This window comes from Lentzea nigeriaca (genome assembly GCF_016907955.1).
In the GTDB taxonomy this organism is placed as follows: domain Bacteria; phylum Actinomycetota; class Actinomycetes; order Mycobacteriales; family Pseudonocardiaceae; genus Lentzea; species Lentzea nigeriaca.
Genome location: NZ_JAFBCX010000028.1, coordinates 1 through 25,936, shown reverse-complemented (window position 1 = coordinate 25,936; position 25,936 = coordinate 1). Strand labels below are relative to the sequence as shown.

The window sequence follows — 25,936 nt, the reverse complement described above, 5'->3', positions numbered from 1 at the left end:
TTTCGGTGACGAGCACCAGACCGCCCAGCCCCCTGCCCGACTCAACGGAGCACAACCAAGCCGCGACGCTCTACTAGTAGGCCGTCGCGGCTTAGTTGTGTGGTCCGCGATCTTGAGTTGGTTGTAGTTGCGAGCCGAGGCAAACGTTTGCTGATCACGCCACCTACCGCCAACTCACGATCACATCGCCGACACGCCGCGCGACACGCGGACGACCCGCCCATACCAAAGGTTAGAGGCGACGGTCTACTAGATCATCGTGGTGAAAGACTGGCCGCATGACCACCGAACGAATCAGCCCGCCGCTTCAGGGAGACGAGCGCGAGACCCTGCGCGCGTTCCTCGACTTCCACCGCGCCACCCTCGCGATGAAGTGCGAAGGCCTGTCCGACGACGACCTGCGCCGCCGCTCGATGGCCCCGTCCACGCTGACGTTGCTCGGCCTGGTCCGGCACATGGCGGAGGTCGAACGCACCTGGTTCCGCAAGGTCATCAACGGCGAGGACATCCCGCTGGTGTGGTCGGACGAGAACGACTACCAGGTCGCCTACGACGCCTCGCGGTCGAGCCGCGGCGAGGCGTTCGCGGCCTGGCAGAACGAGGTCGAGCACGCGCGCAAGATCGAGCGCGAGGCCGAGTCGCTGGACGTGACGGGCTACCAGCCGCGGTGGGAGGAGCACGTGTCGTTGAGGCTGGTCATGCACCACCTGTGCCACGAGTACGCGCGGCACAACGGCCACGCGGACTTCCTGCGTGAGGGCATCGACGGCGTCACGGGGGTGTGACCCGGTACCCCAGGTCGGCACTGATCCGTTCGGCGACGTCGAGCAGCACTGGCACCACGTCACGCCGAATCTCCTCGACGGAGGATCGTCCGACCGACGTGGAGGACGCGAGGGCCGCCACGACATCGCCGGTGCGGTCGCGGACGGGAGCGGACACCGAGAGCAGGCCGATCTCCAGTTCCTCCGCGACGATCGACCACCCGTCCGAGCGGACCTGCCGCAGCACGGCGCGAAACGCCTCGACGTCGGTGACGGTGTGCTTCGTCAACGCGGGCAGGCCGGCCGCGATGATCTCGTCGACCACGGCGTCCGGCGCCCACGCGAGCAGCACCCGTCCCATCGACGACGCGAACGCGGGGATCCGGGTGCCGATCGACACGTTGATGCTCATGATCCGCCGCACCGGCACGCGTGCCACGTACACCGCGTCGCGTCCGTCGAGCGCCGCCAGCGACGCCGACTCACCGGTGTGCGCGGACAGCTCCAGCAGGTGCGGCTGCGCGATCTCGATCATCGCGTTCGACGCCGAGTAGTGCTGCCCGATGCTCAGCACGCGAGGCGTCAGCGACCACCTGCTGCCCGTTGACTTCACGTAGCCGAGTCGTTGCAGGGTGAGGAGAATCCGCCGCACCGCCGGGCGTGACAACCCGGTCGCCGCGGCCAGCTCGGCCAGGTTCGGTGTGATCCGCTCCTCGTCGAACGCGAGCAGCACCGCGAATCCGCGCTCGATGCTCTGGATGAAGTCGCGCTCGTCCGCCATCGCGCCATCCTCCCGGTTGACAGTTCAACGAACTCGGGGCACCCTCATGTAACCGCATCCCGTACAGGTTGTACGCAGAGCGTACATGAGGAGTTGGTCGCCATCGCTTCGATCGCCGCGACGACGGGTATTCCTGGCCACGCCGCAGTTGCGGCCTTCACCAGGAGGTAACCGTTGCTCTTCCACGTGCGCATGGACGTCTCGCTCCCTCACGACCTCGACCACAACCGCCGCGCCGAACTCACCGCCGCCGAGCAGGAACGCACGGTGGAGCTGCAGAAACTGGGTGTGTTGCCGTGTCTGTGGCGAGTCGTCGGCCAGTACGGCGACATCGGGATCTTCGACGTGCCGTCCAACGACGAGCTGCATGCCTTCCTGTCGTCGTTGCCGCTGTGGGAGTTCATGCGGGTCGAGGTGACGCCGCTGGCGCAACACCCCTCCGATCTGGCGGCCCAACCGTGATCCAGTCGACGAGGAGAGTTCATGCGTGACGCCGTGATCTGCGAGCCCATCCGCACACCGGTGGGCCGCTACAACGGTGCGATCAAGGACCGCACCGCCCAGGAGCTCGGCGCGATCGTCGTTCAGGAGCTGATGCGCCGCACCGGGCTCGATCCGTCCGATGTGGACGATCTGGTCCTCGGCCACTGCTACCCCACCATGGACGCACCGGCGATCGGCCGCGTCGTGGCCCTCGACGCCGGTCTCGGTGTCGGTGTGCCGGGTGTGCAGCTGGATCGCCGTTGCGGGTCCGGCCTGCAGGCCGTGCTCAACGCGGCGATGGCCGTGCAGACCGGCGTGCAGGACCTCGTGCTCGCGGGCGGTGTCGAGAGCATGTCGAACGCGGGTGTGGAAGCCTTGGCACGCGGCAGGGTCACCGCGGGTGGAGTCAACTTCCCGGTACCGGGTGGAATGCTGGAGACCGCCGAGAACCTTCGGCGCGAGTACGACATCTCCCGGTCGGAGCAGGACGAACTGGCGTTGCGCAGCCACGAACGCGCGGTGGCCGCACGGGATCGTTTCGCGGACGAGCTCGTTCCTGTCGGCGACTTCGTGGCGGACGAGCACCCGCGACCCGGTTCGACGCTGGAGAAGCTGGCGTCGTTGAAGCCCGTCATGGACGTCGAGGGCGCGACGGTCACCGCGGGCAACGCGAGCGGGCAGAACGACGGCGCCGCGATCTGCGTCGTCACGCACCCTTCTCGTGCTGCCGAGCTCGGCCTGCGTCCGTTGGCGCGGCTCGTGTCGTGGGCCTCGGCCGGGGTCGAGCCGTCGCGGATGGGGATCGGGCCGGTGCCGTCGTCCGCACGGGCGTTGCGGATCGCCGGGCTGAAGCTCGACGACATGGACCTGATCGAGCTGAACGAGGCGTTCGCCGCGCAGGTGCTGGCCGTGACGCGCGAGTGGGGCCTCTCCGACTTCGAGCGGCTCAACGTCAACGGGTCCGGCATCGCGCTCGGTCATCCGGTCGGTGCGACCGGCGCGCGGATCCTCGCGACGATGCTGCGCGAGCTGGAACGCCGCGGCGGACGCTACGCCCTGGAAACGATGTGCATCGGCGGCGGGCAGGGGCTCGCGGCGGTCTTCGAGAGGGTGTCATGAACAAGGTCGTGGCGTCCGCGGCGGACGCGCTGTCCGATGTGGACGATGGCGCAACCGTCGCCGTGGGTGGGTTCGGGTTGTGCGGGGTGCCGAAGGTGCTCATCAACGCCCTGTACGACAAGGGTGTCGGCTCGCTGGGCATCGTGTCGAACAACTGCGGCGCGATGGACCAGGGCCTCGCCGTCCTGCTGTCGGCGGGCCGGATCGCCCGCGTCACGGGCTCGTACATCGGCCAGAACAAGGAGTTCGCCCGCCAGTACCTTGCGGGCGAGATCGAGGTCGAGCTGATCCCCCAGGGCACGCTCGCCGAACGGCTGCGCGCGGGCGGCACCGGCATCCCCGCCTTCTACACGCCCGCCGGCGTCGGCACGCTCGTCGCCGACGGCGGTCTGCCGTGGCGCTACCACCCGGACGGCACCGTCGCGATCGCCTCTCCGCCCAAGGAGGTGCGCGAGTTCGACGGTCGTTCCTACGTGCTGGAGCACAGCATCCGCACCGACTTCGCGCTCGTGCGAGCAGCGCGCGCCGACAGGTTCGGCAACCTCGTGTTCGAGAAGTCGGCCCGCAACTTCAACCCGCTCGCCGCGATGGCCGGCCGGGTCACGATCGCCGAGGCCGAGGAGCTCGTCGACGCCGTCGACCCCGACGAGGTGCACCTGCCGGGCATCTTCGTGCAACGGGTCGTGGAGCTGTCGCAGGAGCAGGTCGCCGACAAGAGCGTGGAGTTCAGGACGGTGCGCCGTGTGGAGTCGTGACGAGATGGCGGCCCGCGCGGCCGCGGAACTGCGTGACGGCGAGTACGTCAACCTCGGCATCGGCGTGCCGACGCTGATCCCGAACCACCTGCCGCCCGGCGTCGAGGTGGTGCTGGAGTCCGAGAACGGCATCCTCGGCGTCGGTCCGTACCCGCTCGACTCCGAAGTGGACCCCGACCTGATCAACGCGGGCAAGGAGACCGTGACCGTCCTTCCTGGAGCGTCGTTCTTCGACTCGGCGTTGTCGTTCGGCATGATCCGCGGCGGTCACGTCGACGTGGCGGTGCTCGGCGCGATGCAGGTGTCCGCACACGGCGACCTGGCGAACTGGGCGGTGCCCGGCAAGCTCGTCACCGGCATCGGCGGCGCGATGGACCTCGTGCACGGCGCCCGCCGGGTGATCGTCGTGATGACGCACAACGCCAAGGACGGCAGCCCGAAGCTCGTCGGCGAGTGCACGCTTCCGTTGACCGGCAAGGCGTGCGTGGACCGCGTGATCACCGACCTGGGGGTGTTCGACGTGACGCCGGACGGCCTGCGGCTCGTCGAACTGGCACCGGACGTCACCTTCGAAACGGCTCAAGAACGGACCGGTACGGCGATTTACCGCTGACTTACCGGCACGCGCCACCGTGGGGCAATGCGCAAAGTCATGGTTGTCCTGCCCGCGGTGGCGCTGTCCGTGCTGGGCCTGACGAGCACCGCCCAGGCCGAGCGGGCGCCGGGATGCTCGTCGACGGTGCAGATCGGCTCCACCGGGCACGTGAAGAAGGGCAGCACGATCATCGCCTCGGTGAAGCAGTTCAAGGGCTGCGGCAAGAACTGGGGCTACACCTACGTGTGGGACTCGTGGGCGTCCAAGCCGGGCAACTTCTCCTCCAGCGCGGAGATCGTCGTGAACGGCACGCGCGACCTCAACAGCACCGTCAACGGGACCAACGACCAGGACGTCTGGTCCAAGGGCACCAAAACGCTCGACAAGTGCACCAGGGCGTACGGCGAGGTGTGGGGCGACGGCAACGTCTACTGGGCACAGACGGACGAGCGCTGCTAACGCCTGTGTCGAAGTCCGCCTTGGCCTGGCCGGCGTCTGCAAGTACCGCCAACACTTGATCGAACAGCCGCTACCTACCCCCAACCTGTTCGCCGCCTGCCGAACGACGCTCGCGCCCGCAGCAGGCCGCGAGATCTGTTGGTAGTGGGAAAGTGCCTGTCGATGTTGAGTTGGTGGTACTTGCAGACGCCATCAGAGTCAGCGCTGACCTCGATGCAGGGCCTAGTAGTTGCTGATCTCGACGAGGTTGCCGTCCGGGTCGCGGACGTAGACGCTGCGGATCGTGCCCGCCGCACCCGTGCGCTCGACCGGGCCTTCGATGATCGCGATGCCGTGGTTCCGCAGGGTCGCGATCACGTCGTCGAGCGGGTCCTCGGTGATGAAGCACAGGTCCGCGCTGCCGGGAACGGCCTGGCGCGCCTTGGGTTCGAACTCGTGCCCCGCCTCGTGCAGGTTGATCTTGCTGCGACCGAACGCGAGCGCTTTGCGGCCGTCGCCGAACGTCACCTCCTCCATGCCGAGGACACCGGCGTAGAAGCCGATCGTGCGGGTCAGGTCGGCGACGGTGAGCACCAGGTGGTCGAGCCGATCGATACGCATCTCCCCAGTGTGGCAGTCAGCTACGAGCTGGTCGCGCCGATCGCGGCGGCACTCACCGCGCCCTGAGAAACAAGTCGTGCTCGAATGTCGAGTTCCGGGGAGCTCGTTCGTCCTCGGAACGACGACTGGAGGGCACGCATGCACTACATGTTCCTGATCTACAACTGCGAGGACCGCCCGAAGCCGGGTGACCCGCGGTTCGAGGAGATCCTCACGCGGGTCAACGCGTTCGCCGACGAGTGCCGGCGGCGAGGTGTCTTCGTGGGCGGCGACCCGCTCAAGCCCGTCAGCACGGCGACGACGGTGCGGGTGAAGGCGGGCAAGGCGGTGCTGACGGACGGGCCGTTCGCCGAGACGCACGAGCACCTCGGCGGGTACTACCTGCTCAACTGCCGCGACCTCGACGAGGCGCTGGAACTGGCCGAGATGGTTCCGCAGGCGCACTTCGGCGCCACGATCGAGGTGCGCCCGGTCGACCACATCCCCGGCCTGAACCACGGGGTGGCATGAGCGACCTGGCGTCGGCCGCGGTCGAACGGGTGTACCGCGAGCATCGCACCCGGATGCTCGCCGCACTCGTGCGGGCGCTGGGCGACTTCGAGCTGGCCGAGGACGCGCTGCAGGAGGCCTGTTCCCAGGCGTTGCGCACATGGCCACGCTCACAGGTGCCGGACGACCCGTTCGCGTGGCTGCTCACGGTCGCCCGCAACCACGCGCTCGACCGGCTCCGGCACGTTCAGATGGCGCGCGCGAAGCTGCCGGCGCCTCCTCCCGAACCGGTCACGATGACAGAGAAGCAGCTGGTGGACATCGGCGACGAACGGCTGAGCCTGATCTTCACGTGCTGCCACCCCGCGCTGAACGAGGAGGCGCGGTTGGCGCTCACGCTCCAAGCGGTGGCGGGATTCACCGCGGCCCAGATCGCGCGGGCGTTCCTCGTCGCCGAACCCGCGCTGGCCCAGCGCCTGGTCAGGGCCAAGCGCAAGATCCGCGACGCCGGCATCACGTTCGAGGTGCCCGCGGACCATCTGCTGCCCGAACGGCTGTCGGGCGTGCTCACGGTGATCTACCTGATCTTCACCAGGGGCTACACGACCGCGGACGCCGAGCTGCGCCACGAGGCGGTCCGGCTCGGCAAGCTCGTCGCCGCCCTGATGCCCGACGAACCCGAGGCGCACGGCCTGGTCGCGTTGATGCTACTGCACAACTCCCGCAGCGCCGCGCGCCTGACGACCGAAGGCGACGTCGTGCTGCTCGAAGACCAGGACCGCGCGCTGTGGAACGCCGACGAGATCGCCGAGGGCATGACGCTGCTCGACCGCGCACTGCGGTTCGGCACGCCCGGCCCGTACGTGCTGCACGCCGTGATCGCCGCGCTGCACGTGCAGGATCGGGTCGACTGGACGCGGATCGCCGCCCTCTACGCCGAACTCCTCGCCGTGGCACCGACCCCGGTGATCGAGCTCAACCACGCGGTCGCCGTCGCGATGGTCGACGGACCCGAGGCGGGGCTCGAGCTGATCGACGGCATCACCGGCCTGAACGACTACCACCTGCTGCACTCCGCCCGCGCCGACCTGCTGCGCCGCCTGAACCGGTGCGACGAAGCCATCGCCGCGTACCGGCTCGCCCACGAGCTGGCGGTCAGCCCCGCCGATCGCCGTTTCCTCGCCGGGCGCCTGCGTTCCCTGGAGACCTCCTGATACGTCTCACCGCGCTCACCGCCTGCACGCCCGGTTGTTCCTCGGCTGAAATCGGGACGGTACAACAGGGCTTTCGGCACGTCGGACATCCGCACGCGCGACACCAGCCCCGGTGAACGTCACCGCCGTCAGCGCAGCTCTGGACCACCACGAAAAGTCTCGACATTCTCGGCGGCTGATGTCGAGTTCCGGCCCGCTCGCTCGTCCTCCGCTCAAAGCACGACAACACAGAAGGAGCGAGAGATGTCCGGACAGGTCAACTGGTTCGAACTGCCCGCGGAGGACACCGCGCGGGCACGGGCGTTCTTCGCCGGTGTGTTCGGCTGGGAGACGAGCCCGATGGGCGAGGACTACCACGTGATCACCAACGGCGCGTCGGGCGCGATCGCCGCCAAGGACGCCCAGCTCACCCAGCCGCGTATCTACTTCCACACCACCGACATCGACGCGTCCGTGCACAAGGTCGCCGAGCTCGGCGGCAAGAGCGACGACGTCCAGACGGTGCCGGACGTCGGCCGGATCGCCCACTGCTGGGACGACCAGGGCACGCCGTTCAGCCTCTACGAACCGCGGAGCTGATCACCTGAGTGGTCCGTCCCGCGACGGGCCACTCAACAATTCCTCCCTGGAGCACGTCTACGCCGTGAACCGATCTTCAGGGGGGATTTCATGGAGCACTTCCAGCCCGTACATGGCTTGGCGCGCGCGGCGTCCATCCTCGTGGGCGTCGTCGCGGTGGGCAACGTCGCGAACGCCGCCAGCGACTGGTTCACCTACGCGACGATCCGCGACTACCGCGACCGAGTGGTGCCCGTCGCGGATCTCCGCACCGCGGACAAGATCAGCCTCCTGACCGGCACGTCCGTGACGTTGCTGACGCTCGTGGCGGGCATCGTGTTCATGATGTGGACGTACAACGCGCGCATCAACGCCGAGCGCCTGACGTACGCGAACGAGCACCGCCAGAGCAGGGTGTGGGTGTGGCTGGGCTGGCTCGTGCCGGTCGTGAACCTCTGGTTCCCCAAGCAGATCATCGACGACATCTGGCGCGCCAGCGACCCCCGGCAGCAGGGAGTGCCGCTGCAGCAACGGGTGAAAGCCCGGCTGACCACGCAATGGTGGATCGCCTTCGTCCTCATGTGGCTGTTCGACCGCGCGTACGTGCGTACCTACATCAACGGCGAGATGACGACCGACTCGTTCCTCAACGCGGCAGTGTTCTCAACCATCGCCGCGGTCACCGGCATCGTGGCCGCCGTCTGCGCCGTGCAGGTGGTGCAACGAATCTCCGGCTTCCAGCACTCGCCGGTGCCTCTTCAGTCCTCTTCGGACTGACGCCGCGAAGAACTCGGCCGCGGTCTCGAACTGGTGTCCGCGGTTGGACATCGCGAATGCGGCGATGCCCAGGAGCCCTGCGGACGCTGCGACAGATCGCCGAGTCGATCAACTAGGTGTCGAAGCGGCTGCGTGCCTCCTCGATCTCCCCGAGGTAGCGCTGCGTCCAGTCGCACATCGCGTCGACGGTCGCCCGCAGCGCCTGTCCCGGCTCGGTGAGCGTGTAGTCGACGCGGGGCGGCACGGTCGGGTACACGACCCGCGTCACCAGCCCGTTGCGCTCCAGCAGGCGCAGGTTCTGGGTCAGCATCTTGTGGCTGATGCCGTCGACCTCGACCTTCAGCTCGGTGAAGCGCTTGGTCGAGTCGCCGATCGTCTCGATGATCAGCAACGCCCACTTGTTGGCGATGTCGGAGAAGATCTCGCGCGCCAACGAATCCGCACGCGCCAGATCCCCGCTGAGCTGCTTACTCACCTTCAGGTTCCCCACTCACGAAAAAGTGCGTTCTTCCAGGTCAGGCCTCACTCTCCTATGGTTTCCCAGTAACCACAAGAGAGGAAGCCATGAGCATCACCCTGATCAACCCCGAAGGCCTGCCGCAGATCGACGTCTACCACCAGGTGGCCGTCACGTCGGGGACGAAGACGATCTACGTGGCCGGCCAGGTCGCCTGGGACGCCGAGCCGGACCTCGCACGGCAGACGCAGCAGGCCTACATGAACGTTCACACCGCGCTCAAAGGGGCAGGTGCGTCGTTCAAAGACCTCGTCAAGGTCACGCTGTACGTCGTGGACTGGACGCCGGACAAGATGCCGGACCTGCTCAAGGGCATCGAGAACGCCATGAGCGAGGTGGGCGAGACCGCCAAGCCGCCCGCGACGCTGATCGGTGTGGCCGCGCTGGACGTGCCGGAGCACCTGGTCGAGATCGAGGCGGTCGCGGTGATCTGATTTACCGGCGGCCAACCGGCCGGGCGGAGGCTCCTCGCAAACGAGAGGAGCACCATGCGCAAGATCCTGGCCGCGGCAGGCGCTGCGGCGGCGGCGGCCACGTTGCTGAGCACCGGCACCGCACACGCCGAGTCCAACCGGTACTGCGACCGCGTCACGCAGATCGGGTCGACGGTCCACGTGAAGAACTACGAAGAGACCGTGGCGTCGGTGAAGCAGTTCAGGGGCTGCGGCTACAACTTCTCCTACGTGTATGTGTGGGACTCGTGGATCGCGCGGGCCGGCAGGGACTTCACCCTCCGCACGTACATCCTGACGCGCGACAACAACACGCACGGTTACAAGACCGGTGCGCGGGGGCAGCGGGAGCTGTGGTCCGGCCCTGCGGACACCCTCGACAGCTGCACGCGCGCTCACGGCGAGGTCGACGGGAGCAGCTACATCCTGTTCAAGAACACGGGCGAGCGCTGCTGAACTCCACGAGTCCGTCGATCACCTGAACCGTGACGGTGGTACGCCCGGCCGGACTGTGCCGGTCGGGCCCGTACTCCGGCAGCTTGGTCTTGTTCGCGCCAACACTCGTGTTGTAGGCCCGGACGTGCTGAGCACAAGCGCATCCGTGATCGAGCGGGGTGGCGCACGCGAAGCCGGTGCGCAGCCGCGAGATGTCCGCGGCCGAGAGCAGCGACGACCACACCATGACGTCGTCTTCCTCCCCGTACACCACGTAGTCGTCGTAGCTGAACGCTCGCAGCTCACCGACATCGCAGGCCGCGCAGAACAGCACGCGCGTGTAGTCGTGCATGCGCTCGTACGGGCCACGCTCGCGGATGCCGATGACGATTTCCTGTTCGCCGCGGCAGATCAGGCAGTCGTCCGACGCCATGTGCCAGCTCTTCACCGGCGGTGACCGATCAACAGCGCCAGCCCCGCGGACAACGCGATCAGCACACCGACGACGAGCTGGTTGAGCCAAACGGCCCAAACGCCACCTTCTGCCGCGCGCAACGCCATGATGATCAGCCAAAGGGCGAGAGCGATCGTGATGGGCTGCAGGAACGGCACGTCCAACGGTGCCATCGCCCGCACCATGCCGAGCAGCATGATCACGACGGCCAGTCCCATCGACCACCAATAGGGCCGGAAAGCGTGCAGGGACGCGCTGAAGTGCAGGACCGGTGGTGCGGCGATCAGCCACACGCCCGCCAGGAAGGCGGCGACACCGGCCCTGCTCTCGGCAGTCCGTCCGTGAAGGTCCCCCACGCGAGTAATTCTCACCTCCGGACGACCAGGAGGGAACACCTCATTCGTCGCGGTATGCCTTCATGTTGCGCAGCAACAGATAGGTGTCCCGCAGTTGCGCGGAGTCGCCGAGCGAGCGGTAGATGCCCCACTTCGGATGCGCCTGGTCACCGCCCAGCCAAGTGTCGAACCCGGACCGCGACGCGTCGACGACCGTGGTGGCGCCGTCCTTCAGCGTGAAGCGCACCCGTCCGGAGTCGGCGACCTTGATCTCGATCGCGACGTCGATCCACCTGTTGTGCAGCGGCGACAACGGCGTGCTGCCGAGCTTCGCCTGTCCCGCACCGAAGAGCCGCATCTCGACCGACTCCGCCGAACCCGAGCGGAACAACGACATCGTCACGACGGGCGAGGCCACGCCGGTGTGTTTGACCTGGAAGATGTGCGTGAAGCTGGTCGTGCCCTTCAACGAGGTGGGAATGTACATCTGGTGGGTGAAGCGCCAGGTCTCGCCCTTCTTCATGTCGTGGCGGGTGCCGCCGGTCTGGATCGCGCGGACCTCCTGGCGCTGCCGGTCGGATCCGTCGCGATCGGACTTGTGCATCACGAACCGGTACTGGTCCTGCTCGGCGAAGATGTGCGTGGCGGACGGGTGCGAGTTGGCGCGGTCGTCCTCGATGCCGACGAACGCCTTGAGACCGGCCGTCGCGGGGTTCGCCGCCCATTTCTGCACGAACGCCGTGGCGCCCACGTCAGCGGACGCGACACCGGCGGCGAACGGCGTTGCCGCGATGGCGAGCGCCCCTCGCATCGCCGTGCGGCGGGTGAACAACTGCATCGGTTCCTCCTCGAACCAGAGTTCGAGGCGGCGGTGCCGACCACGATCTGCGACAGACCTCCGACGTGTCAAGGGCTCACATTTGTGGAGGACCCGTGCAGATCCGGTGAAGGTGTTGCGGCGAACCGGAAACCGCCGCGTTGATCAGTTCTACGGTCGGGCATGGACACCGTGGACGTGCTCGTCGTCGGCGCCGGGCTGGCCGGGCTGAACACCGCTCGGCTGCTCGCGGAAGCAGGCCTCGACGTGGCCGTGTGTGAGCGCAGGACAACGCTCGAGACCGGCATCCGCACCACCGGCATCTTCGTCCGGCGCACCCTCACCGACTACCGGCTGCCGCACCTCGGACCTGCGGTCCGGCGCGTGTTGCTCTACCCGCCGTCGCTCGGGGAGCCGGTCGAGCTGGTGAGCGCTCACGACGAGTTCCGGGTCGGTGACATGGCCGGCATCTACGCCCAGGCCGTCAAGGACGCCGAACGAGCCGGTGCGCAGGTCATCCTCAACGCCGGCTATCCGGCGAAGGCGGCGAAGGCCCGCTTCACGATCGGTGCGGACGGTGCCCGTTCCACCGTCGCGAAACAGCTCGGCCTCGACGTCAACCGGAAGCTGATCACCGGCATCGAGGAGGTCTACCCGATCAGGACGGGCTCGACGCCGACGTTCCACTGCGTGGTCGACCCGCGCCTCGCACCGGGCTACATCGCGTGGGTCATCGACGACGGCGAGCATGCTCACGTCGGTCTGGCCGGCCGTGCCGACCGGTTCACCGCGCCGCTCCCCCAGCTGCTGCGACGGTTCCGCGACAGCTTCCCCACACCGGAACCCGCCGGGCCGGTCCAGCGCCGCGGCGGACCGATCCCCGTCGGAGGGCTGCTGCGTAAAATCGTGTCGCCGCAAGGGCTGCTGGTCGGTGACGCGGCGGGCGCGGTCTCCCCGCTCACCGCCGGTGGGCTCGACCCGTGCCTGCGGATGTCCGAGCTGGCCGCCTCGGTCACGTTCGACTACCTGTGCAGCGGCAACAAGTACGTCCTCGAGCACTACGACGCCGCGGCGATGCGCCGCCGTTACCTCATCCGGTCGACGATGCGGCGCGGGCTTTCGCTGGTTCGCGGGCCGGGCTTGGCGGAGTTGGCGTTCACCGGGTTGCGCACCCCGATCGGGAAGGCCGCGGCCAAACGGATTCTGTTCACTTAGGACTCGGCGATGCGCTTCAGGGCAGCGTTCTCGGCCTGCATGCCGTCCCGCATCGCCCTGCCCATGAAGTGGTCGGTCCAGCCGGACAGGATGCCGTCGATCAACAGCTCGTTGGACAGCAGCACGGTCCCGTCCGACTGCGTTGTGAGCGTGCGGCAACGCTGACCGTAGACGAACCACGCGTTCCACCCGGCGTCCTTCCAGCAGAACCGCCGAGCGGGCACGCCGCCCAGCACCGTGTGCTTCGCGGCCATGGTGATCGAGCCGAGGACGACGTCGACCCTCACCTCGTCACCGGGCGCGGTGCTGCCCGAAGCCTTGACCACCCACGGGTTCCAGCGCGCGTAACCGGGGAAGTCGGTGATGAGGCCGTAGACACGCTCCTGGGGCGCCGAGATGACCGTGTCGACCCGGTACACCACCGAGTGCTCGCCGGGTTCACGAGGATCCAGCACGTGATCACCTCGGGAAGATCCACCGGGACTCAGACGTCAAGAAACTACGCGTCTGTGTCCCGGTGGACAACGACCGATCAGGCGGTCAGCAGGGTGAGCCCGTAAACCCGCAGGATCTCGTTGACGGGCTGGAACCAGGTTCGGCCGCCGCTGGAGCAGTTGCCGTACCCGCCGGACGTCACGCCCTGCGCCTGGTCACCGGTGATGAACGAGCCACCGGAGTCGCCCGGTTCCGCGCAGACGCTGGTGCCGACCATCTCGTAGACAGGGCCCTGCTCGTAGTTGACGGTCTCGTTGCGGCCCTGGACGACACCGCAGTGCCAGTGCGTCGTCGAGCCGGAACGGCACACCGACGTGCCGGGCGGCGCCTCCCACGAGCCGCGGACGAGCGCGTCGCTCACCTGGCCCCAGCCGAGCACCACGGGCACGTTCCACCAGCCGCCGCCGGTGCGGACCCAGCCGTAGTCGTTGGTGGGGAAGGAAGAACCGACGAACTCGCCCTGCCACGACCGGTCCCAGCCATAGACGTTCCAGGCACCGACGTTGCAGTGACCGGCGGTCACGTACCCGCCTTGCACGGAGAAGCCGATCGAGCACCGGACGTTGCCCGTGTAGAACGGGTCACCGCCCACGGTTCCGGCCGCGAACGGCCGGGGCCGCTGGACACCGTCGGTGTTGACGACAACATCCTTGGGCAGGCCGGAAAGATCGGCGCCCGGCAGAGCGTCGACCACCACGGCGCCGCGCTGGACGTCGACCCGCCACCCGACGACGTCCTTCGAGACCGCACCGGCTTTCGACAGCCTGTCGATGCCCGTCTTCACCGCGGTCAGCGAAGCGAAGGTCCTCGTCCGCAGAACGGGTTCGGCACCGGCGGCCTTGACCGCGTCGGCCTTCGCGGGGTCGGTCACCGCGACGCGCAGCTTGCCATCGGCGAACCAGCTGCCGCCGTACGCCTCGCCAGCGGCTTCCTGGGCGGCCGGCGCGATCTTCAGCGCCACCTTCTCCTGGCGGATCCTGGTCAGCGCCTGCGCGGCGCTGATCCCGAAGTCGCGGCTCATGGCGTCGACGACGTCCGCGGAAGCCGCCGCGGCAGGGATGGTGATCGTGCTCAACACGATCGCGGACACGGAAACTATGCGTAGCAGCATGTTTTCTCCTACGGTGTCCAGGGTGAGCCCACGGCCCAGCTCACGTCCTGGTGGTACGAGGCAGGGTTGTCGTACGTGTGTGCGCCGCCGTTCGAGGCGACCCAGACCTCCTCCGCGTAGTGCCGGATGTTGGTGCCGAGCTCGTTGACCGGCTCCAGCCGGACGCCACCCTCGCCCGGCTGGGCGCAGAACGTGGCGTCACGGCGGAACAGGTCGGTGTTGTCGTTGCCGTTGAGGCGCACGCGGAAGTCCGCGTGCCGCAGGTAGTCGCCAGGGAAGTCGCGGGATTCGATCGAGTAGCAGGACGGGTCGGCGAGCCCGCGCCTGATCACGAACGTCGCGTCCGCCTTCAGCAGGCTGCCGCTCGAACCGGTCACGACGTCGGTGCGCGCCAGTCCGTCGCGGTGGCGCAGGTAGCGGTCCGTGAAGCCGGGCGTGGTGACCCGGAACGACCGGGCCTGGTCCACCGGCAGGTCCGCGCCGCTGCGCCACAACGCGACGCCGATCGCCCACGTGGTGTCCGCGGCGAACAGGTTCGGTGTGTCCCAAGGATTCGGGCCGCCGCTGCGCGCCAGGTACACGGTCTCGTTGAAGTGCCGCACGAAGGAGCCGGGCACGTTGTACGACTCCAGCGCGGTGCCGCCAGAACCCTCCTGCGAGGTCACCTTGCGGTCGATGGTGATCACCGGCACCTGCTTGGCTTTCGCCGCGTCGAACGCGGCTGCAGCCCGTCGGAGTTGAGCGGCGCCGCGATCAGCAGCTTCGCCCCGCGGTTCAGCAACGACTTGATGTCGCTGATGTGCTTGTTCAGGTCGCTCTGCGCGTTCGTGACGAGCAGGTTCACACCCTTCTTCCCGGCCTCGTCCTTCTCGGACTGCGAGAACCCGACGGTCGCGCCCTTCACGTCGACCTGCGGATAGCCGGTCCTGCTCCGCGCGCAACCGGGACCACCGCTCTGCTGCCACGCGGCCGCCCCGCCACTGGCCGCGGCCTGTCGGCTCTCTCTGCTGGTGCAGCCGGTGACGAGCAGGGCGGCAACGGCGATGAGCAGGATGCGAGACATCGTTGGCTCCTACACGGGCTGTGCGTGGTCGCGCTCTCACAGTTAGATTTGCATCGCCGTTCCAACGATGTAAAGACCGTGACTTCCCGGTACTTTTCCCGGTACCGGTACCGGCACTGTCGGCGAGGAGACTGCGTTGGCCACGCTCAAGGACGTCGCCCGGCTGGCGGGCGTCTCGGTGAAGACCGTGTCGAACGTGGTCAACGGCTACTCGTTCGTCAAACCCGACAACCGCCGCCGCGTCGAGGAGGCGCTGGAGGCAACCGGCTACCGCCCCAACCTGGGCGCCCGCAACCTGCGCCGCGGCCGCACGGGTTTCATCGCCCTCGTCCTGCCGGAGCTCTCGATCCCGTACTTCGCCGAACTGGCCGGTCTCGTGATCACCGCCGCGCAGGAGCACGAGTGGAACGTGCTCATCGAGCAGACCTTCGGCACGCTGACCGGCGAGCGCCAGGCGCTGGCCTCCTTGGGCCCGCACCTGGTGGACGCGGCGATCCTGAGCCCGGAAGCGTTGCACGTAGAGGACTTCCAGCTCTCCGTGCCCGCGGTGATGCTGGGCGAACACGCCGTCGACGTCCCGATCTCCCGCGTCGGCATCGACAACGTGGCCGCCGCCACGACCGCCGTCCGCCACCTGATCTCGTTGGGCCACAAGCGAATCGCCGCGATCGGCGCCCACCCCCACCGCAGCACCGCGGCGCTGCGCCTGGAGGGTTACCGAACAGCCCTGGCCGAAGCCGGGCTGCCGTTCGTCTCCGAGCTGGTGGTGCCCGCGCTGAACTACCACCGCGCGGACGGCGCCGCCGCGATGAAAGCGTTGCTGGACCTGCGAAACCCGCCCGACGCGGTGTTCTGCTTCAACGACCTGCTGGCCGTCGGGGCCATGCGCACCGCCGCCGAACGATTCGTGCGCGTGCCCCACGACCTCGCCGTCGTCGGCTTCGACAACAACGACGAGAGCGCCTACAGCTCACCGTCCCTGACGACCATCGCTCCCGACAAGGCCGCCATCGCCCGCGCCGCCGTCGACCTGCTGCACCAGCGCGCCGGTGCCCCCGACGTGACGTTGGCCGACGTGCAGACGCCGTTTTCGCTGCTGGTCAGGGAGAGCACGGTGACCCGGTGACGGTCTACGGCCGGGCGTAAGCCTCGTACGCCGCGCGGTCGAAGAGCACGAACCGGACGAGGTCGACGGGTGCGTCCACCACCGCAGACCGTGCGATCTCCGCCGCTGATTCCAGCGGCCACCGGTAGATACCCGTCGAGATCGCCGGGAAGGCCACGGTTTTCGCACCGAGCTCGGCCGCGACTTTCAGCGAGTTGCGGTGGCAGTCGGCCAGCAGCTCCGACCGGTCCTCGGTGGCCGACCACACCGGGCCGACCGTGTGCACGACCCACCGCGCGGGCAGCCGTCCGGCCGTCGTCGCCACGGCCTGCCCGGTCTTGAGGCCGCCGCCGTAGTGGCCCGCCCGAAGCCCGCGGCACTCGGCGAGGATCTCGGGGCCGCCCTTGCGGTGGATCGCGCCGTCCACGCCACCGCCGCCGAGGAGCGAGGAGTTGGCGGCGTTCACGATCACGTCGACGTGCTGCTCGGTGATGTCGCCCAGGACGTACTCGATGGTGGCCACACCGTCGATTGGATCACGACAGCGGACAGGTGGCCACGTCAGCCGGCCTGGGCAGGGTCGCGGACTTCGGCGGCGCGATGCCGTCCAGCCACCGCTCCAAGGCCACGAACGCCGCCCGGTGGCACGGCGCAAGCGGCCGCAGCCGGTCCGGGTAGGCGTCCACGAGCCCGTCCACGTGGGTGCCCTGCTCCACCCGGTAGTACCGATGCAGCCGATCGGGCGTCATCGACGCGTACACATCCGAGTCCTGGCTGATCGGCAACAGCACGTCAGCCGTTCCGTGCACCGTCAGCAGCGGCTTCTTCACCTTGCCCGTCAAGGCGATCGGCGCCACGGCAGGCCCGGCGACAGCACGTCGTGCGGCATAGGAGTAGTCCGCATCGCAGGACGGTGTTCCCGAGGCGCAGAACGGGATCCCGGCCTCCAGCGAACCGTCGTAGCCGGGATCGAACTCCTCGCGGTAGATCCGTTGCGTGAGATCCCAGTAGTAGCGGTAGTGGTAGTCCCACAGGAACTCCGTGCCCGCCGGGAAGCCCGCCGCGACCATCGCGGCATGCGCCGACGGGTCGCCGGCCAGGTAGGCCGGGTAGGCGCGCAGCACGGGAGGCAGGAAGGTCAGCGGGTTCGGGCCGTCGACCGTCCACAGTGTCCCCTCCCAGTCGACGCCGCCGTCGTAGAGGTGGGCGCGGTTTTCCAGTTGCCACCGGACGAGGTAGCCGCCGTTGGAGATGCCGGTGGCGATGGTTCGGCGCGGGGCGCGGCCGTAGCGTTGGGCGACGGTGGCCTTTGCCGCGATCGTGAGCTGGGTGAAGCGGTGGTTCCACTCTTCCATCGCGTGGCCGTCGCGGTAGAACTGGGCGCCGGTGTTGCCCTTGTCGGTGGCGGCGAAGGCGTAGCCGCGGGAGAGGACCCAGTCGGAGATGGCCCGGTCGTTGGCGTACTGCTCGCGCACGCCGGGGGCGCCCGTCACGACGAGGCCGCCGTTCCAGCGGTCCGGCAGCCTCAGCACGAACTGGGAGTCGTGCCAGCCGTGGTTGGTGTTGGTGTGGGACGTGTCCGGGAAGTAGCCGTCGATCTGGATGCCGGGGACGGCGGCGGGCACGGGCAGCGCGGCGCTCGTGAGGCCCGCCCAGTCGGCCGGGTCGGTGTGGCCGGTGGCCGTGGTGCCGGTGGTGGTGAGGTCGGCGAGGCGGGCCAGTTGCTGATGTTCGGCGCCTGGGACCGTCAGCGCCACTGTGGGCGGGGTCAGCGCGAGTACGAGTACCAGCGGGAGCAACATAGCTGGTCAAGCTAGTGAACGGCCCTCCTCGGGCGACATGGTCGCGTCCCACACAAGGCCCGCCTTGAAGGTGGTGAAGCCGAACAGGTCCAGCACCCGGCGGACCGGGGGCTGCGTGTTGCGCAGGTCGAACGACTTGCCGTTGTAGTGCGCGGCGCACAGCACCAGCAGGAGGCTGCGCAGGCCGCTCGCGGACATGAAGGTCAGCTCGTCCAGGTCGATGGACACTCGGTCGACGGTGTGGTCGGTGATGCCGGGCAGCACCGCGGCGAAGAACAGTTCGCAGGTCGTCAAGTCCATCTCGCCGCGGCAGGTGGCCACGAACCGGGTGCCCGAGCGCTGCGTCCGCACGGTGAACGGACTGGTCTCACTGGCGGTCATCGGACCTCGCATCGGGGAAAGGGACTTCACTTCACCGCACCCCGGGACCGAGCGATAGCAGCGGAAGCGAACCCTTCGACCCGGAAAGCGAAGTGCCTCAGCGTGACCGCAGGGTCTTCGACGGCGACACCCCGTAAGCGGCGCGGTAATGAGCGGCGAAGACACTCGGACGGGCGTAGCCCCACCTGGCCGCGATCGTCGTGACGGTGCCGTTGGCCGCGCGCAAGTCGGCATGGGCGCAGGAGAGGCGCACGCGGCGGAGATATGCCATCGGCGTCATGTTCAGGTGACGGCGAAACGCGAGTTGCACGGCGCGGATGGACACGCGTGCGGCGCGCGCGATGTCGACGGCCGTGATGTCCTTCGTGGCGTTGGCCTCCATGAACGCGATTGCGCGCCGCACGGTCGAAGGGTGCGCATCACGCCGATCGGCCGCCCTCTCCTCCGGCCGGCAGTGCGGAAAGGTGGCGAGGGTGGCAGCCACGAGCAGACGTGTCGCATTCGCCACGACCAACGGCTCGTGCGCGAACCCCACGAGAACCTGGTCCCGCAGATGAACGCACGTCGACCGCCACGCCTCAGCGTCACAGGCGGAAACAGCCTGGCCCCCGCCGAACCGCGCACCGTCGACGACGCCGTCGACCACTGACTGGTCGACCATGACCAGCATGGCCCGCGGGTCTTCGATCGCCGCCGTGTAGGGCAGATCTGGCTGCGCCGTGAGGAAGGCGTCCCCCGGAGCCACCAGGCACTCGTCGCGGTTCGTCCGATACCGAACCCTGCCGCTCTCCAGGTGCCCGAAGATGTAGCTCTGCTGCGGCTCGCTCGTGACCTCGAGCCCGATGAGACCACGGACGTCGTCGAAACGGATCGACCCCAGCTGCCGCGACGCCATCCGCATCCACGATCGCTCACGACCACCGTCGATGCGCATCGTGCCGTAGGCCGCGCTGAGGACGTGTTGCGCCTCGTCCAGATCGGTCAGTTCGACGATCTGCTCCACGTGCAGCACGATCCTCGTCCAGCCCGGCGGTGTCCATCGCCAGAACGGGCCCATCCTGGATGGGGTGGAATACCTCTTCTGACCGCTCCTGGCCGTCGAACCGGTTCGGATCGGGTCGAGAGTGGCGCCGGTAGGGTTGTCCGAAGTGGACGTGATCCCGGTCGTGTGGAAAGGCATGGAGCTGACGGCCGAAGCACGCGAACGCGGCACACCGGGGTCCTCAGCGCGGCCGTCCATCATGGAGGGACGGTCACGGTCCGGCCTGCAGGCGAGATCTTCATCTGACCGCCGCCAGCACCGTGGAAATCTCTTCCAGCAACGAAGTCTTGCGCGGGTTGGGCAGGAACGAAGCCAGCACGGCGTTCTCCGCCAGCCGGGCGACGTCCGCGTGGCTCAGGTCCAACGCCGAAGCCACCGCCAGGTACTCACCTTCGAGACTGGCACCGAAGAACGGCGGGTCGTCGGTGTTCACCGTGACGACCACCCCGGCTTCCAGCATCCGACGCACCGGATGCGCTTCGATCGACGCCACCTGCCGGGTGCGGACGTTCGAGGTCGGGCACACCTCCAGCGGAATCCCTTTCAGCGCCAGGTGTGCCAGGAGCGCCGGATCATCGACGCAGCTCGTGCCGTGCCCGATCCGTTCGGCCTTCAGGTCCCGCAGCGCCGACCAGATCGTCTCCGGCCCGGTGGTCTCCCCCGCGTGCGGAACGCAGTGCAGGCCCGCTTCCCGCGCCGCGGCGAAGAACGGCGCGAACTGGGCCCGGCCGACACCGGTCTCCGGTCCGCCGAGTCCGAAGGACACCAGGCCTTCCGGGCGCTCGTTCAGGGCGAACGCCAGAGTCTCCCGCGCGGCGACGAGTCCCTTCTCACCTGGAATGTCGAAGCACCAGGCCAGTTCAACGCCCAACGCCGCCGCCGCGGCACGGCCCGACTCGAGGCCGGCCAGCACCTCGTCCCCGGAAACCCCGTCGAGGAAGTGGTTGTACGGCGTCACGGTCACCTCGGCGTACCGGACGTTCTGCCGCGCCAGCTCACCGGCCAGCCCCACGACGAGGGTGTGGATGTCGTGGCGGTCCTTCAGCATCGACTGCACCGCCCAGTAGACCTTCAGGAAGTGGTCGAAGTCCCGGAACGTGTAGAAGCGCTCCAACTCGGCGCGGTCGGTCGGCACGCCAGCCTCGGGGTGGCGGCGGGCGAGCTCGAGAACCGTGTCGGCACTCGCCGAGCCGACGAGGTGGACGTGCAGCTCGACTTTGGGCAGGGCGTGGATGAACGAGCGCATGGCAAAGCTCCCTGAGAGAGATGAGGTGAAGGGTGTCGGGACGGGGCGACTCAGGGAGCGAGGTCGCCGCGTTCGGTGTCAGCGCCGTAGAGCGGCAGCTTGAAATCCGGCACGTTTTCACGGTAGACGAGAGCGATAGCGTTTGTCGCATGATGGCTGAGGACGTGCTGGAGATCTTGGCCGCGCTGCAGGGCCACGACGTCTGGATCGGCGGCGGCTGGGGCGTCGACGCGCTGGTGGGCGAGCAGACCCGTCCTCACGACGATCTCGACCTCATGCACCGCGAGGACCAGGAACCCGCTGTCCTCACCGCCCTGGCCGCCCTGGGGTTCGTCGAAACGTTGTCGTGGCGGCCGGTGCGTTTCGTCCTCACCGATCCCGGCGGCCGTGAGATCGACCTGCACCCGCTCCGGTTCTCGCCGGACGGCAGCGCCGAGCAGTCCTCGCCGACGCCGGGCGAACCGTTCCGCTACCCCGCGAGGTGCTTCGTCACCGGCACGATCCTCGGGACGACCGTGCCGTGCCTGTCCGCCGAACAGCAGCTCTACTTCCACCAGGGCTACGAACCGCGCGAACGTGACCTGCACGACCTGGCCCAGTTGCGCCATCTGCCGCAACAATCGATTTGAATTACGTATGACAAAGTCGGCCCAAAAGTACATTTCTCAGAACCGACCTTCACCGATGACAAAAGAAGTCATTCTCGTGTCAACCCCGTAAGTGCAGGCCACAGCGCCAACCAGGCCAACTCGACTGGGCACGAACCAGTTTCGGCCGTTCCGGAACGCGCGGCGGTTCAGTTCTTTCCCCAGTTTCTCGCGGCTTAGAAATCGCACATCCCACTCCCCGGAAGAGGATCGCGATGACAACAGCCTCGAAACCGGACGCCGCACTCGAAGCCATGAGACCGGTGCTGCCGTCCGACCTCATGGACCGCGCGAACACGTTCCACCCGGCGCCGCGCCTCGCCCGCCTCAGCGAAGCCGGGCCGATCCACCGCGTCGAGCACGACGACGAGCAGCTCTGGCTGGTCACCGGCCAGGACACCGCCAGAACGCTGCTGGCCGACCCGCGGATGAGCGCGGACCGGTTCAAGGTGGAGCGGTTGCGGGACAAGCTCAGCGCGGAGATGCGCGACAAGTTCGCGGACGCCGAGAGCCGCGCCGGGTCGTTCATCACCACGGATCCTCCTGAGCACACCCGCTACCGCAGGTTGCTCGCCCGGCAGTTCACGATGCGCCGGATGCGGGCGCTCACCGCGCAGATCGAGGAGATCGTCGCGGGCCGCATCGACGCGATGATCGCCGCGGGACCGCCGTCGGACCTGATCCGCGACTTCGCGCTGCCGGTGCCGTCACTGGTGATCTGCGAGCTGCTCGGCGTTCCCGTGGCCGACCGCGGGCTTTTCCAGGACGACACCATCGAACTGCTCGACCTGGCCACCGACCTGGAGGGCCTGATCGAGGTCGGCACCCGCATGCACCGCTACATGTGGGGCCTGGTGCAGCAGAAGCGCGCCCACCGCGAGGACGACCTGCTGTCCGAGCTGGCGCACACCAGCGACATGTCCGACGACGAGATGGTCGGCCTGGCGAACCTGCTGCTGATCGCCGGCCACGAGACGACGACGAACATGCTGGGTCTCGGCGTGCTCGCGTTGCTGGACCACGGGGACCAGCTGGAGGCGCTGCGGGACGATCCCGGCGGGCTGATGGAGACCGCGGTCGAGGAGATGCTCCGCTATCTGTCCATTGTCGACACCGGGATCGTTCGTTATGCGTTGGAGGACATCGAGATCGGCGACGTCACGATCAACGAGGGCGACACGGTGATGTGCTCGGTGATCGCCACCAACCGCGATCCCGCCGAGTGCGAGGAGCCGCACCGGTTCCGCGTCGACCGGCCGCGCAGCAGGCATCTCTCGTTCGGCCACGGCGTGCATCAGTGTCTGGGCAACGAACTCGCGCGCATCGAGATGTCGGTGAGCTTTCGCGAACTGCTGCGGCGCCTGCCCGGGATCAGGCTCGCGGTGCCCGCCGAAGAGGTTCACGTGCGCACGACGTCGACGATCTTCGGCGTGAGGCACCTGCCGATCACGTGGGACGTGGAGGAGAAAATTGGGTAGCGGCCGTGGTTAGCGTGGAGGCGTGAAGGGATTCAACCCGAGCTTCGGTCCCGAAACAGCCGTCACCTACGACAACTCGCCTCGCGGCGACGAGGCCGACACCGTGAGATTTCTCGCCGGTTTCGGCAAGAACGCGCTGGAGTTCGCGATCGGCACCGGCCGGATCGCGTTGCCTCTCAAGGAAGCCGGTGTCGACGTCGACGGCATCGAGCTCTCCCCGCACATGGTCGCCCGCCTGCGGGAGAAACTCGGCAACGACGCCATCGACGTGGTCATCGGCGACATGTCGCGGGCGACCACCGGCCGCGCCTACGACCTGGTTTACCTGGTGTACAACACGATCACGAACCTGCTCACCCAGGACGACCAGGTGCGCTGCTTCGAGAACGCGGCACGGCACCTCGCACCCGGCGGCGTGTTCGTGATCGAGTGCGGCCTGCCGAGCTGGGCCGCGCGGCAACGCCACCAGTTCATCGACGTGGAGAGCCTGGAGATCGACCGCGTCGGGTTCGACGTCAACCGCTACGACCCCGCCACGCAGATCCTCGACGAGAACCACGTGGAGATCAGCGCGGACGGCATCCGGTTCGGCCCGATCCGGCAGCGCCTCGCCTACCCGGCCGAGTTCGACCTCATGGCGAGGATCGCCGGGCTGCGGCTGCGCGACCGCTGGGGTGGCTGGAACGGCGAGGAGTTCACGGCGGCCAGCACGCGCCACGTGAGCGTGTACGAGGCCGCCGCGTAACGTTCTGGCGCGGCGACCGAGTTCCTCTGTGTCCACTCAGGCGGCACGGAGGAGGCGGTCATGATCGCGGTCGTTCCGGTGCGGTACGCGGCCACGGACAGCGTCTGGTCGCGCGAACAGTTCGAGCACTGGATGCGGCCGGGTGTCGAGTTCGGCATGGGCGACTTCTGGTGGCGCTCCTCGCGCGGGATCTTCGACGTGAGCAGCCAGGTGTACGACCCCGTCGAGATTCCCGACCCCGGTCAGGTCACCAACGACAAGCGCGGCGACCTGCACTCCGCCGTGGTCAAGGCCGCCACGCAGGTCGACTGGCAGCACACCGACATCCTGCTGATCTGGCTCGCGCGGCCGACCGGCTGGTGGGGCGGCGGAACCGTGTCCGTGCCGGTTCCCGGTGGCGAGAAGGAGATCGCCGTGACCGTGGTCGACTCGATCACGCCGTTCGACGCGGCGTGTCAGGAGGTCGGCCACAGCTACGGCCTGGAGCACGAGCTCGGCCTCGACGGCACGTCCGACTACGGCTCGCCGTACTCCATGATGAGCGCACGGATCTACGGCCTGCCCATCCAGTTCCAGCCGAGCTTCATCCGCGCCCCGAAGCCGGAACTGCCCGACGGCGGACCGAACAAGCAGGCGCCGCACGTCGGACAGCCGGCGAACCGCATCGTCGGCCCGATGCTGCCCGCGGCGCAGCTGTACCGCGAACCGGTGTTCCGCGTGAGCTCGTCCGTGGTCCACGTGCGCGATTTCCCGGCGACGGCACGCCTTCACGCGATCAACTACGTGTCGCCGGGCTCGGGCAAACCCGTGCTGCTCGCCGTGCCGTCACTCAAGCGCGACGGGCGGATGTTCTTCGTGGAGCTGCGCCAGCGCCGCGGCTACGACAGCGCGATCAGGTTCGAGGGCCTGGCCGTGCATTCACGCAACCCCGACGGCCGCATCAAGTACGAGGGCGTCGCGCGGTTGACGGAGACCGACTGGGCCTGTCCCGCCGGTGACTTCACGTTGCGCATCAACGGTGTGGGCGGTGACTTCGCCGACGTGGAGGTGCGGGCGGGGTCGGTGATCTCGTTCCCGATCCGCGGTGTGCTGCTGGCGGGCGGGTTCCGCACCCAGCACGAGCTCGACACGATGTCCCACGAGGACATGCGGAACACGTTGATCGTCGAGCTGACCGCGCGCAGCAACCAGAACGACTACCAGCGCTACGACAACGACACGCTCGCCGGCATGGGCGCGGTGATGGTCTTCCTCCGCCGCAACGGATTGCGATACGACGACGCCCTGAAGCAGATGTCCTCCGACGACCAGCGCAACACGCTTATCGTGGAACTCGACGCCCAGACCGGTGCCGGCCGCGAGCTGCAGGGGTTCACGAACCTCCAGCTTGTCCAAATAGGACTGGGCAGCGACCTCGCCACCCGAGGCCGGCGTCCCGGCTCGGTGAGCTTCTACATCCGCGGTGTGCTGCTGGCCGGGCGGTTCCGGACGCAGCACCAGCTCAACACCATGTCCGACGACGACATGCGCAACACGTTGATCGTCGAGATGACAGCCCACAGCAACCAGAACGACTACCAGGCCTACAACGACGCCGATCTCGCCGGCGTGGGCGCGGTGATGGTGTTCCTGCGGGAGACCGGGATTCGCGACGACGCCGCGTTGCGGCACATGTCGGCGGACGACCAGCGCAACACGGCGATCGTGGAACTGGACGCGCAGACCGGCCGCGGCAGGGCCCTGCAGGGGTTGAGCAACCTCGACCTGGCACTGACCGCGCTGGGCGTTGAACGGTTCTAGTAGCGTGTTGCAGCTATCTCTTGCGATGTGGCCGGCAGGCAGCCGCGCTTCGATCATGAAGGTCGCGCTCTCATGGCTGCCAACTGCACGGTTGGCAGCAGTTGGGGTGATCAGAAAACGGGCGGATTCACGTGGTCGTCGCAACACGTGGTGTTGGTGGGAACAGTAGCTCGTGGAGGGCTTCGGCCGGGGTTTTCCAGCC

The 25,936-nt window shown here is 68.0% G+C and carries 33 protein-coding genes; 18 read left to right on the top strand and 15 right to left on the bottom strand.

The window, feature by feature from the left end:
- Positions 1-278 precede the first annotated feature (278 nt).
- The gene (locus tag JOD27_RS42920) at positions 279-785 is read left to right on the top strand and encodes a DinB family protein (RefSeq protein WP_204768145.1); all 507 of its coding nucleotides are present in this window, start codon (positions 279-281) and stop codon (positions 783-785) included.
- Here the strand turns inward: JOD27_RS42920 and JOD27_RS42915 are convergent.
- Complete coding sequence (locus JOD27_RS42915) at positions 772-1,545, bottom strand: IclR family transcriptional regulator domain-containing protein (protein ID WP_204768144.1); 774 nt, start codon at positions 1,543-1,545, stop codon at positions 772-774. The genes JOD27_RS42920 and JOD27_RS42915 overlap by 14 nt on opposite strands.
- 174 nt (positions 1,546-1,719) lie before the next feature.
- Between JOD27_RS42915 and JOD27_RS42910 the strand changes: the two genes are divergently transcribed.
- From JOD27_RS42910 to JOD27_RS42890, 5 genes are read left to right on the top strand one after another with little or no spacing between them, the layout of a single operon-like run.
- Positions 1,720-2,007: a muconolactone Delta-isomerase gene (locus JOD27_RS42910; protein WP_204768143.1), complete on the top strand. Its 288-nt coding sequence runs from the start codon at positions 1,720-1,722 to the stop codon at positions 2,005-2,007.
- 21 nt (positions 2,008-2,028) lie between these two features.
- Positions 2,029-3,147: an acetyl-CoA C-acetyltransferase gene (locus JOD27_RS42905; protein ID WP_204768142.1), complete on the top strand. Its 1,119-nt coding sequence runs from the start codon at positions 2,029-2,031 to the stop codon at positions 3,145-3,147.
- Entirely contained in the window at positions 3,144-3,902 is a 759-nt protein-coding gene (locus tag JOD27_RS42900) for a CoA transferase subunit A (protein WP_204768141.1), read from the top strand. The genes JOD27_RS42905 and JOD27_RS42900 overlap by 4 nt, the downstream gene beginning before the upstream one ends.
- A gap of 4 nt (positions 3,903-3,906) precedes the next feature.
- Positions 3,907-4,515, top strand: coding sequence for a CoA transferase subunit B (locus JOD27_RS42895; RefSeq protein WP_204768187.1), 609 nt, complete (start codon positions 3,907-3,909; stop codon positions 4,513-4,515).
- Positions 4,516-4,542: 27 nt separating this feature from the next.
- Entirely contained in the window at positions 4,543-4,956 is a 414-nt protein-coding gene (locus tag JOD27_RS42890; protein WP_204768140.1) for a hypothetical protein, read from the top strand.
- 222 nt (positions 4,957-5,178) lie between these two features.
- Here JOD27_RS42890 and JOD27_RS42885 read toward each other — a convergent pair whose 3' ends face one another.
- On the bottom strand, positions 5,179-5,556 hold the full coding sequence (locus tag JOD27_RS42885) for a VOC family protein (RefSeq protein ID WP_204768139.1): 378 nt from the start codon (positions 5,554-5,556) through the stop codon (positions 5,179-5,181).
- 138 nt (positions 5,557-5,694) lie between these two features.
- On the opposite strand from JOD27_RS42885, the gene JOD27_RS42880 reads away from it, so the two are divergent.
- The 4 genes from JOD27_RS42880 (at position 5,695) to JOD27_RS42865 (ending at position 8,594) form a co-directional block, all read left to right on the top strand.
- Positions 5,695-6,066, top strand: coding sequence for a YciI family protein (locus JOD27_RS42880; protein ID WP_204768138.1), 372 nt, complete (start codon positions 5,695-5,697; stop codon positions 6,064-6,066).
- Positions 6,063-7,259, top strand: coding sequence for an RNA polymerase sigma factor (locus JOD27_RS42875; protein ID WP_204768137.1), 1,197 nt, complete (start codon positions 6,063-6,065; stop codon positions 7,257-7,259). The genes JOD27_RS42880 and JOD27_RS42875 overlap by 4 nt, the downstream gene beginning before the upstream one ends.
- 243 nt (positions 7,260-7,502) lie before the next feature.
- Positions 7,503-7,838, top strand: a complete 336-nt coding sequence (locus JOD27_RS42870; protein ID WP_204768136.1) for a VOC family protein — start codon at positions 7,503-7,505, stop codon at positions 7,836-7,838.
- 90 nt (positions 7,839-7,928) lie between these two features.
- Positions 7,929-8,594 carry a DUF4328 domain-containing protein gene (locus JOD27_RS42865; RefSeq protein WP_204768135.1) on the top strand — a complete coding sequence of 222 codons (666 nt, stop codon included), beginning with the start codon at positions 7,929-7,931 and terminating at the stop codon, positions 8,592-8,594.
- Positions 8,595-8,706: 112 nt separating this feature from the next.
- Here the strand turns inward: JOD27_RS42865 and JOD27_RS42860 are convergent, their stop codons facing one another.
- Positions 8,707-9,069, bottom strand: coding sequence for a winged helix-turn-helix transcriptional regulator (locus JOD27_RS42860; protein WP_204768134.1), 363 nt, complete (start codon positions 9,067-9,069; stop codon positions 8,707-8,709).
- A gap of 89 nt (positions 9,070-9,158) precedes the next feature.
- On the opposite strand from JOD27_RS42860, the gene JOD27_RS42855 reads away from it, so the two are divergent.
- The gene (locus tag JOD27_RS42855; RefSeq protein ID WP_204768133.1) at positions 9,159-9,545 is read left to right on the top strand and encodes a RidA family protein; all 387 of its coding nucleotides are present in this window, start codon (positions 9,159-9,161) and stop codon (positions 9,543-9,545) included.
- A gap of 54 nt (positions 9,546-9,599) precedes the next feature.
- Positions 9,600-10,019 carry a hypothetical protein gene (locus JOD27_RS42850; protein WP_204768132.1) on the top strand — a complete coding sequence of 140 codons (420 nt, stop codon included), beginning with the start codon at positions 9,600-9,602 and terminating at the stop codon, positions 10,017-10,019.
- Here the strand turns inward: JOD27_RS42850 and JOD27_RS42845 are convergent.
- The 3 genes from JOD27_RS42845 to JOD27_RS42835 are packed head-to-tail and all read right to left on the bottom strand — an operon-like array spanning position 9,994 to position 11,625.
- Positions 9,994-10,431, bottom strand: a complete 438-nt coding sequence (locus JOD27_RS42845; RefSeq protein ID WP_204768131.1) for a hypothetical protein — start codon at positions 10,429-10,431, stop codon at positions 9,994-9,996. The genes JOD27_RS42850 and JOD27_RS42845 overlap by 26 nt on opposite strands.
- A gap of 11 nt (positions 10,432-10,442) precedes the next feature.
- Positions 10,443-10,808, bottom strand: coding sequence for an SPW repeat domain-containing protein (locus tag JOD27_RS42840; protein WP_204768130.1), 366 nt, complete (start codon positions 10,806-10,808; stop codon positions 10,443-10,445).
- A 40-nt stretch (positions 10,809-10,848) separates the two neighbouring features.
- Positions 10,849-11,625 (bottom strand): heparin lyase I family protein, encoded by a 777-nt coding sequence (locus tag JOD27_RS42835; RefSeq protein ID WP_204768129.1) that lies wholly within the window; start codon positions 11,623-11,625, stop codon positions 10,849-10,851.
- Between the two features lie 162 nt (positions 11,626-11,787).
- Here JOD27_RS42835 and JOD27_RS42830 point away from each other — a divergent pair, with 162 nt between their 5' ends.
- Positions 11,788-12,819: an FAD-dependent oxidoreductase gene (locus JOD27_RS42830; RefSeq protein WP_204768128.1), complete on the top strand. Its 1,032-nt coding sequence runs from the start codon at positions 11,788-11,790 to the stop codon at positions 12,817-12,819.
- On the opposite strand, the gene JOD27_RS42825 is transcribed toward JOD27_RS42830, so the two are convergent.
- From JOD27_RS42825 to JOD27_RS45650, 4 genes are all read right to left on the bottom strand, one after another.
- Complete coding sequence (locus JOD27_RS42825; RefSeq protein WP_204768127.1) at positions 12,816-13,274, bottom strand: SRPBCC domain-containing protein; 459 nt, start codon at positions 13,272-13,274, stop codon at positions 12,816-12,818. The two genes, JOD27_RS42830 and JOD27_RS42825, sit on opposite strands and share 4 nt — an antisense overlap.
- Positions 13,275-13,351: 77 nt before the next feature.
- Positions 13,352-14,425 carry a S1 family peptidase gene (locus JOD27_RS42820; protein WP_204768126.1) on the bottom strand — a complete coding sequence of 358 codons (1,074 nt, stop codon included), beginning with the start codon at positions 14,423-14,425 and terminating at the stop codon, positions 13,352-13,354.
- 8 nt (positions 14,426-14,433) lie between these two features.
- Positions 14,434-15,111: an AbfB domain-containing protein gene (locus JOD27_RS45655; protein WP_372441804.1), complete on the bottom strand. Its 678-nt coding sequence runs from the start codon at positions 15,109-15,111 to the stop codon at positions 14,434-14,436.
- Positions 15,108-15,488, bottom strand: a complete 381-nt coding sequence (locus JOD27_RS45650) for a type 1 periplasmic-binding domain-containing protein (RefSeq protein ID WP_239571549.1) — start codon at positions 15,486-15,488, stop codon at positions 15,108-15,110. Before JOD27_RS45650 ends, JOD27_RS45655 begins: the two co-directional genes overlap by 4 nt.
- A gap of 136 nt (positions 15,489-15,624) precedes the next feature.
- On the opposite strand from JOD27_RS45650, the gene JOD27_RS42810 reads away from it, so the two are divergent.
- Entirely contained in the window at positions 15,625-16,614 is a 990-nt protein-coding gene (locus JOD27_RS42810) for a LacI family DNA-binding transcriptional regulator (RefSeq protein WP_204768125.1), read from the top strand.
- Positions 16,615-16,618: 4 nt separating this feature from the next.
- On the opposite strand, the gene JOD27_RS42805 is transcribed toward JOD27_RS42810, so the two are convergent.
- The 5 genes from JOD27_RS42805 to add all read right to left on the bottom strand — a co-directional run bounded on the left by JOD27_RS42805 (position 16,619) and on the right by add (position 21,064).
- Entirely contained in the window at positions 16,619-17,116 is a 498-nt protein-coding gene (locus JOD27_RS42805) for an O-acetyl-ADP-ribose deacetylase (protein WP_372441803.1), read from the bottom strand.
- Positions 17,117-17,129: 13 nt separating this feature from the next.
- Positions 17,130-18,395, bottom strand: a complete 1,266-nt coding sequence (locus JOD27_RS42800) for a prolyl oligopeptidase family serine peptidase (protein WP_204768124.1) — start codon at positions 18,393-18,395, stop codon at positions 17,130-17,132.
- Between the two features lie 6 nt (positions 18,396-18,401).
- Entirely contained in the window at positions 18,402-18,776 is a 375-nt protein-coding gene (locus JOD27_RS42795; RefSeq protein WP_204768123.1) for an STAS domain-containing protein, read from the bottom strand.
- 97 nt (positions 18,777-18,873) lie between these two features.
- Positions 18,874-19,833, bottom strand: coding sequence for a helix-turn-helix transcriptional regulator (locus JOD27_RS42790; RefSeq protein WP_204768122.1), 960 nt, complete (start codon positions 19,831-19,833; stop codon positions 18,874-18,876).
- A gap of 223 nt (positions 19,834-20,056) precedes the next feature.
- A complete protein-coding gene (gene add, locus JOD27_RS42785; protein WP_204768121.1) occupies positions 20,057-21,064 on the bottom strand; it encodes an adenosine deaminase in 1,008 nt (335 codons plus the stop codon).
- A gap of 149 nt (positions 21,065-21,213) precedes the next feature.
- On the opposite strand from add, the gene JOD27_RS42780 reads away from it, so the two are divergent.
- The 4 genes from JOD27_RS42780 (at position 21,214) to JOD27_RS42765 (ending at position 25,734) form a co-directional block, all read left to right on the top strand.
- The gene (locus JOD27_RS42780) at positions 21,214-21,693 is read left to right on the top strand and encodes a nucleotidyltransferase domain-containing protein (protein WP_204768120.1); all 480 of its coding nucleotides are present in this window, start codon (positions 21,214-21,216) and stop codon (positions 21,691-21,693) included.
- A 233-nt stretch (positions 21,694-21,926) separates the two neighbouring features.
- On the top strand, positions 21,927-23,189 hold the full coding sequence (locus JOD27_RS42775; RefSeq protein ID WP_204768119.1) for a cytochrome P450: 1,263 nt from the start codon (positions 21,927-21,929) through the stop codon (positions 23,187-23,189).
- Positions 23,190-23,211: 22 nt separating this feature from the next.
- Positions 23,212-23,934: a class I SAM-dependent DNA methyltransferase gene (locus JOD27_RS42770; RefSeq protein ID WP_204768118.1), complete on the top strand. Its 723-nt coding sequence runs from the start codon at positions 23,212-23,214 to the stop codon at positions 23,932-23,934.
- A 60-nt stretch (positions 23,935-23,994) separates the two neighbouring features.
- Positions 23,995-25,734 carry a hypothetical protein gene (locus JOD27_RS42765; protein ID WP_204768117.1) on the top strand — a complete coding sequence of 580 codons (1,740 nt, stop codon included), beginning with the start codon at positions 23,995-23,997 and terminating at the stop codon, positions 25,732-25,734.
- Positions 25,735-25,936: the final 202 nt, after the last annotated feature.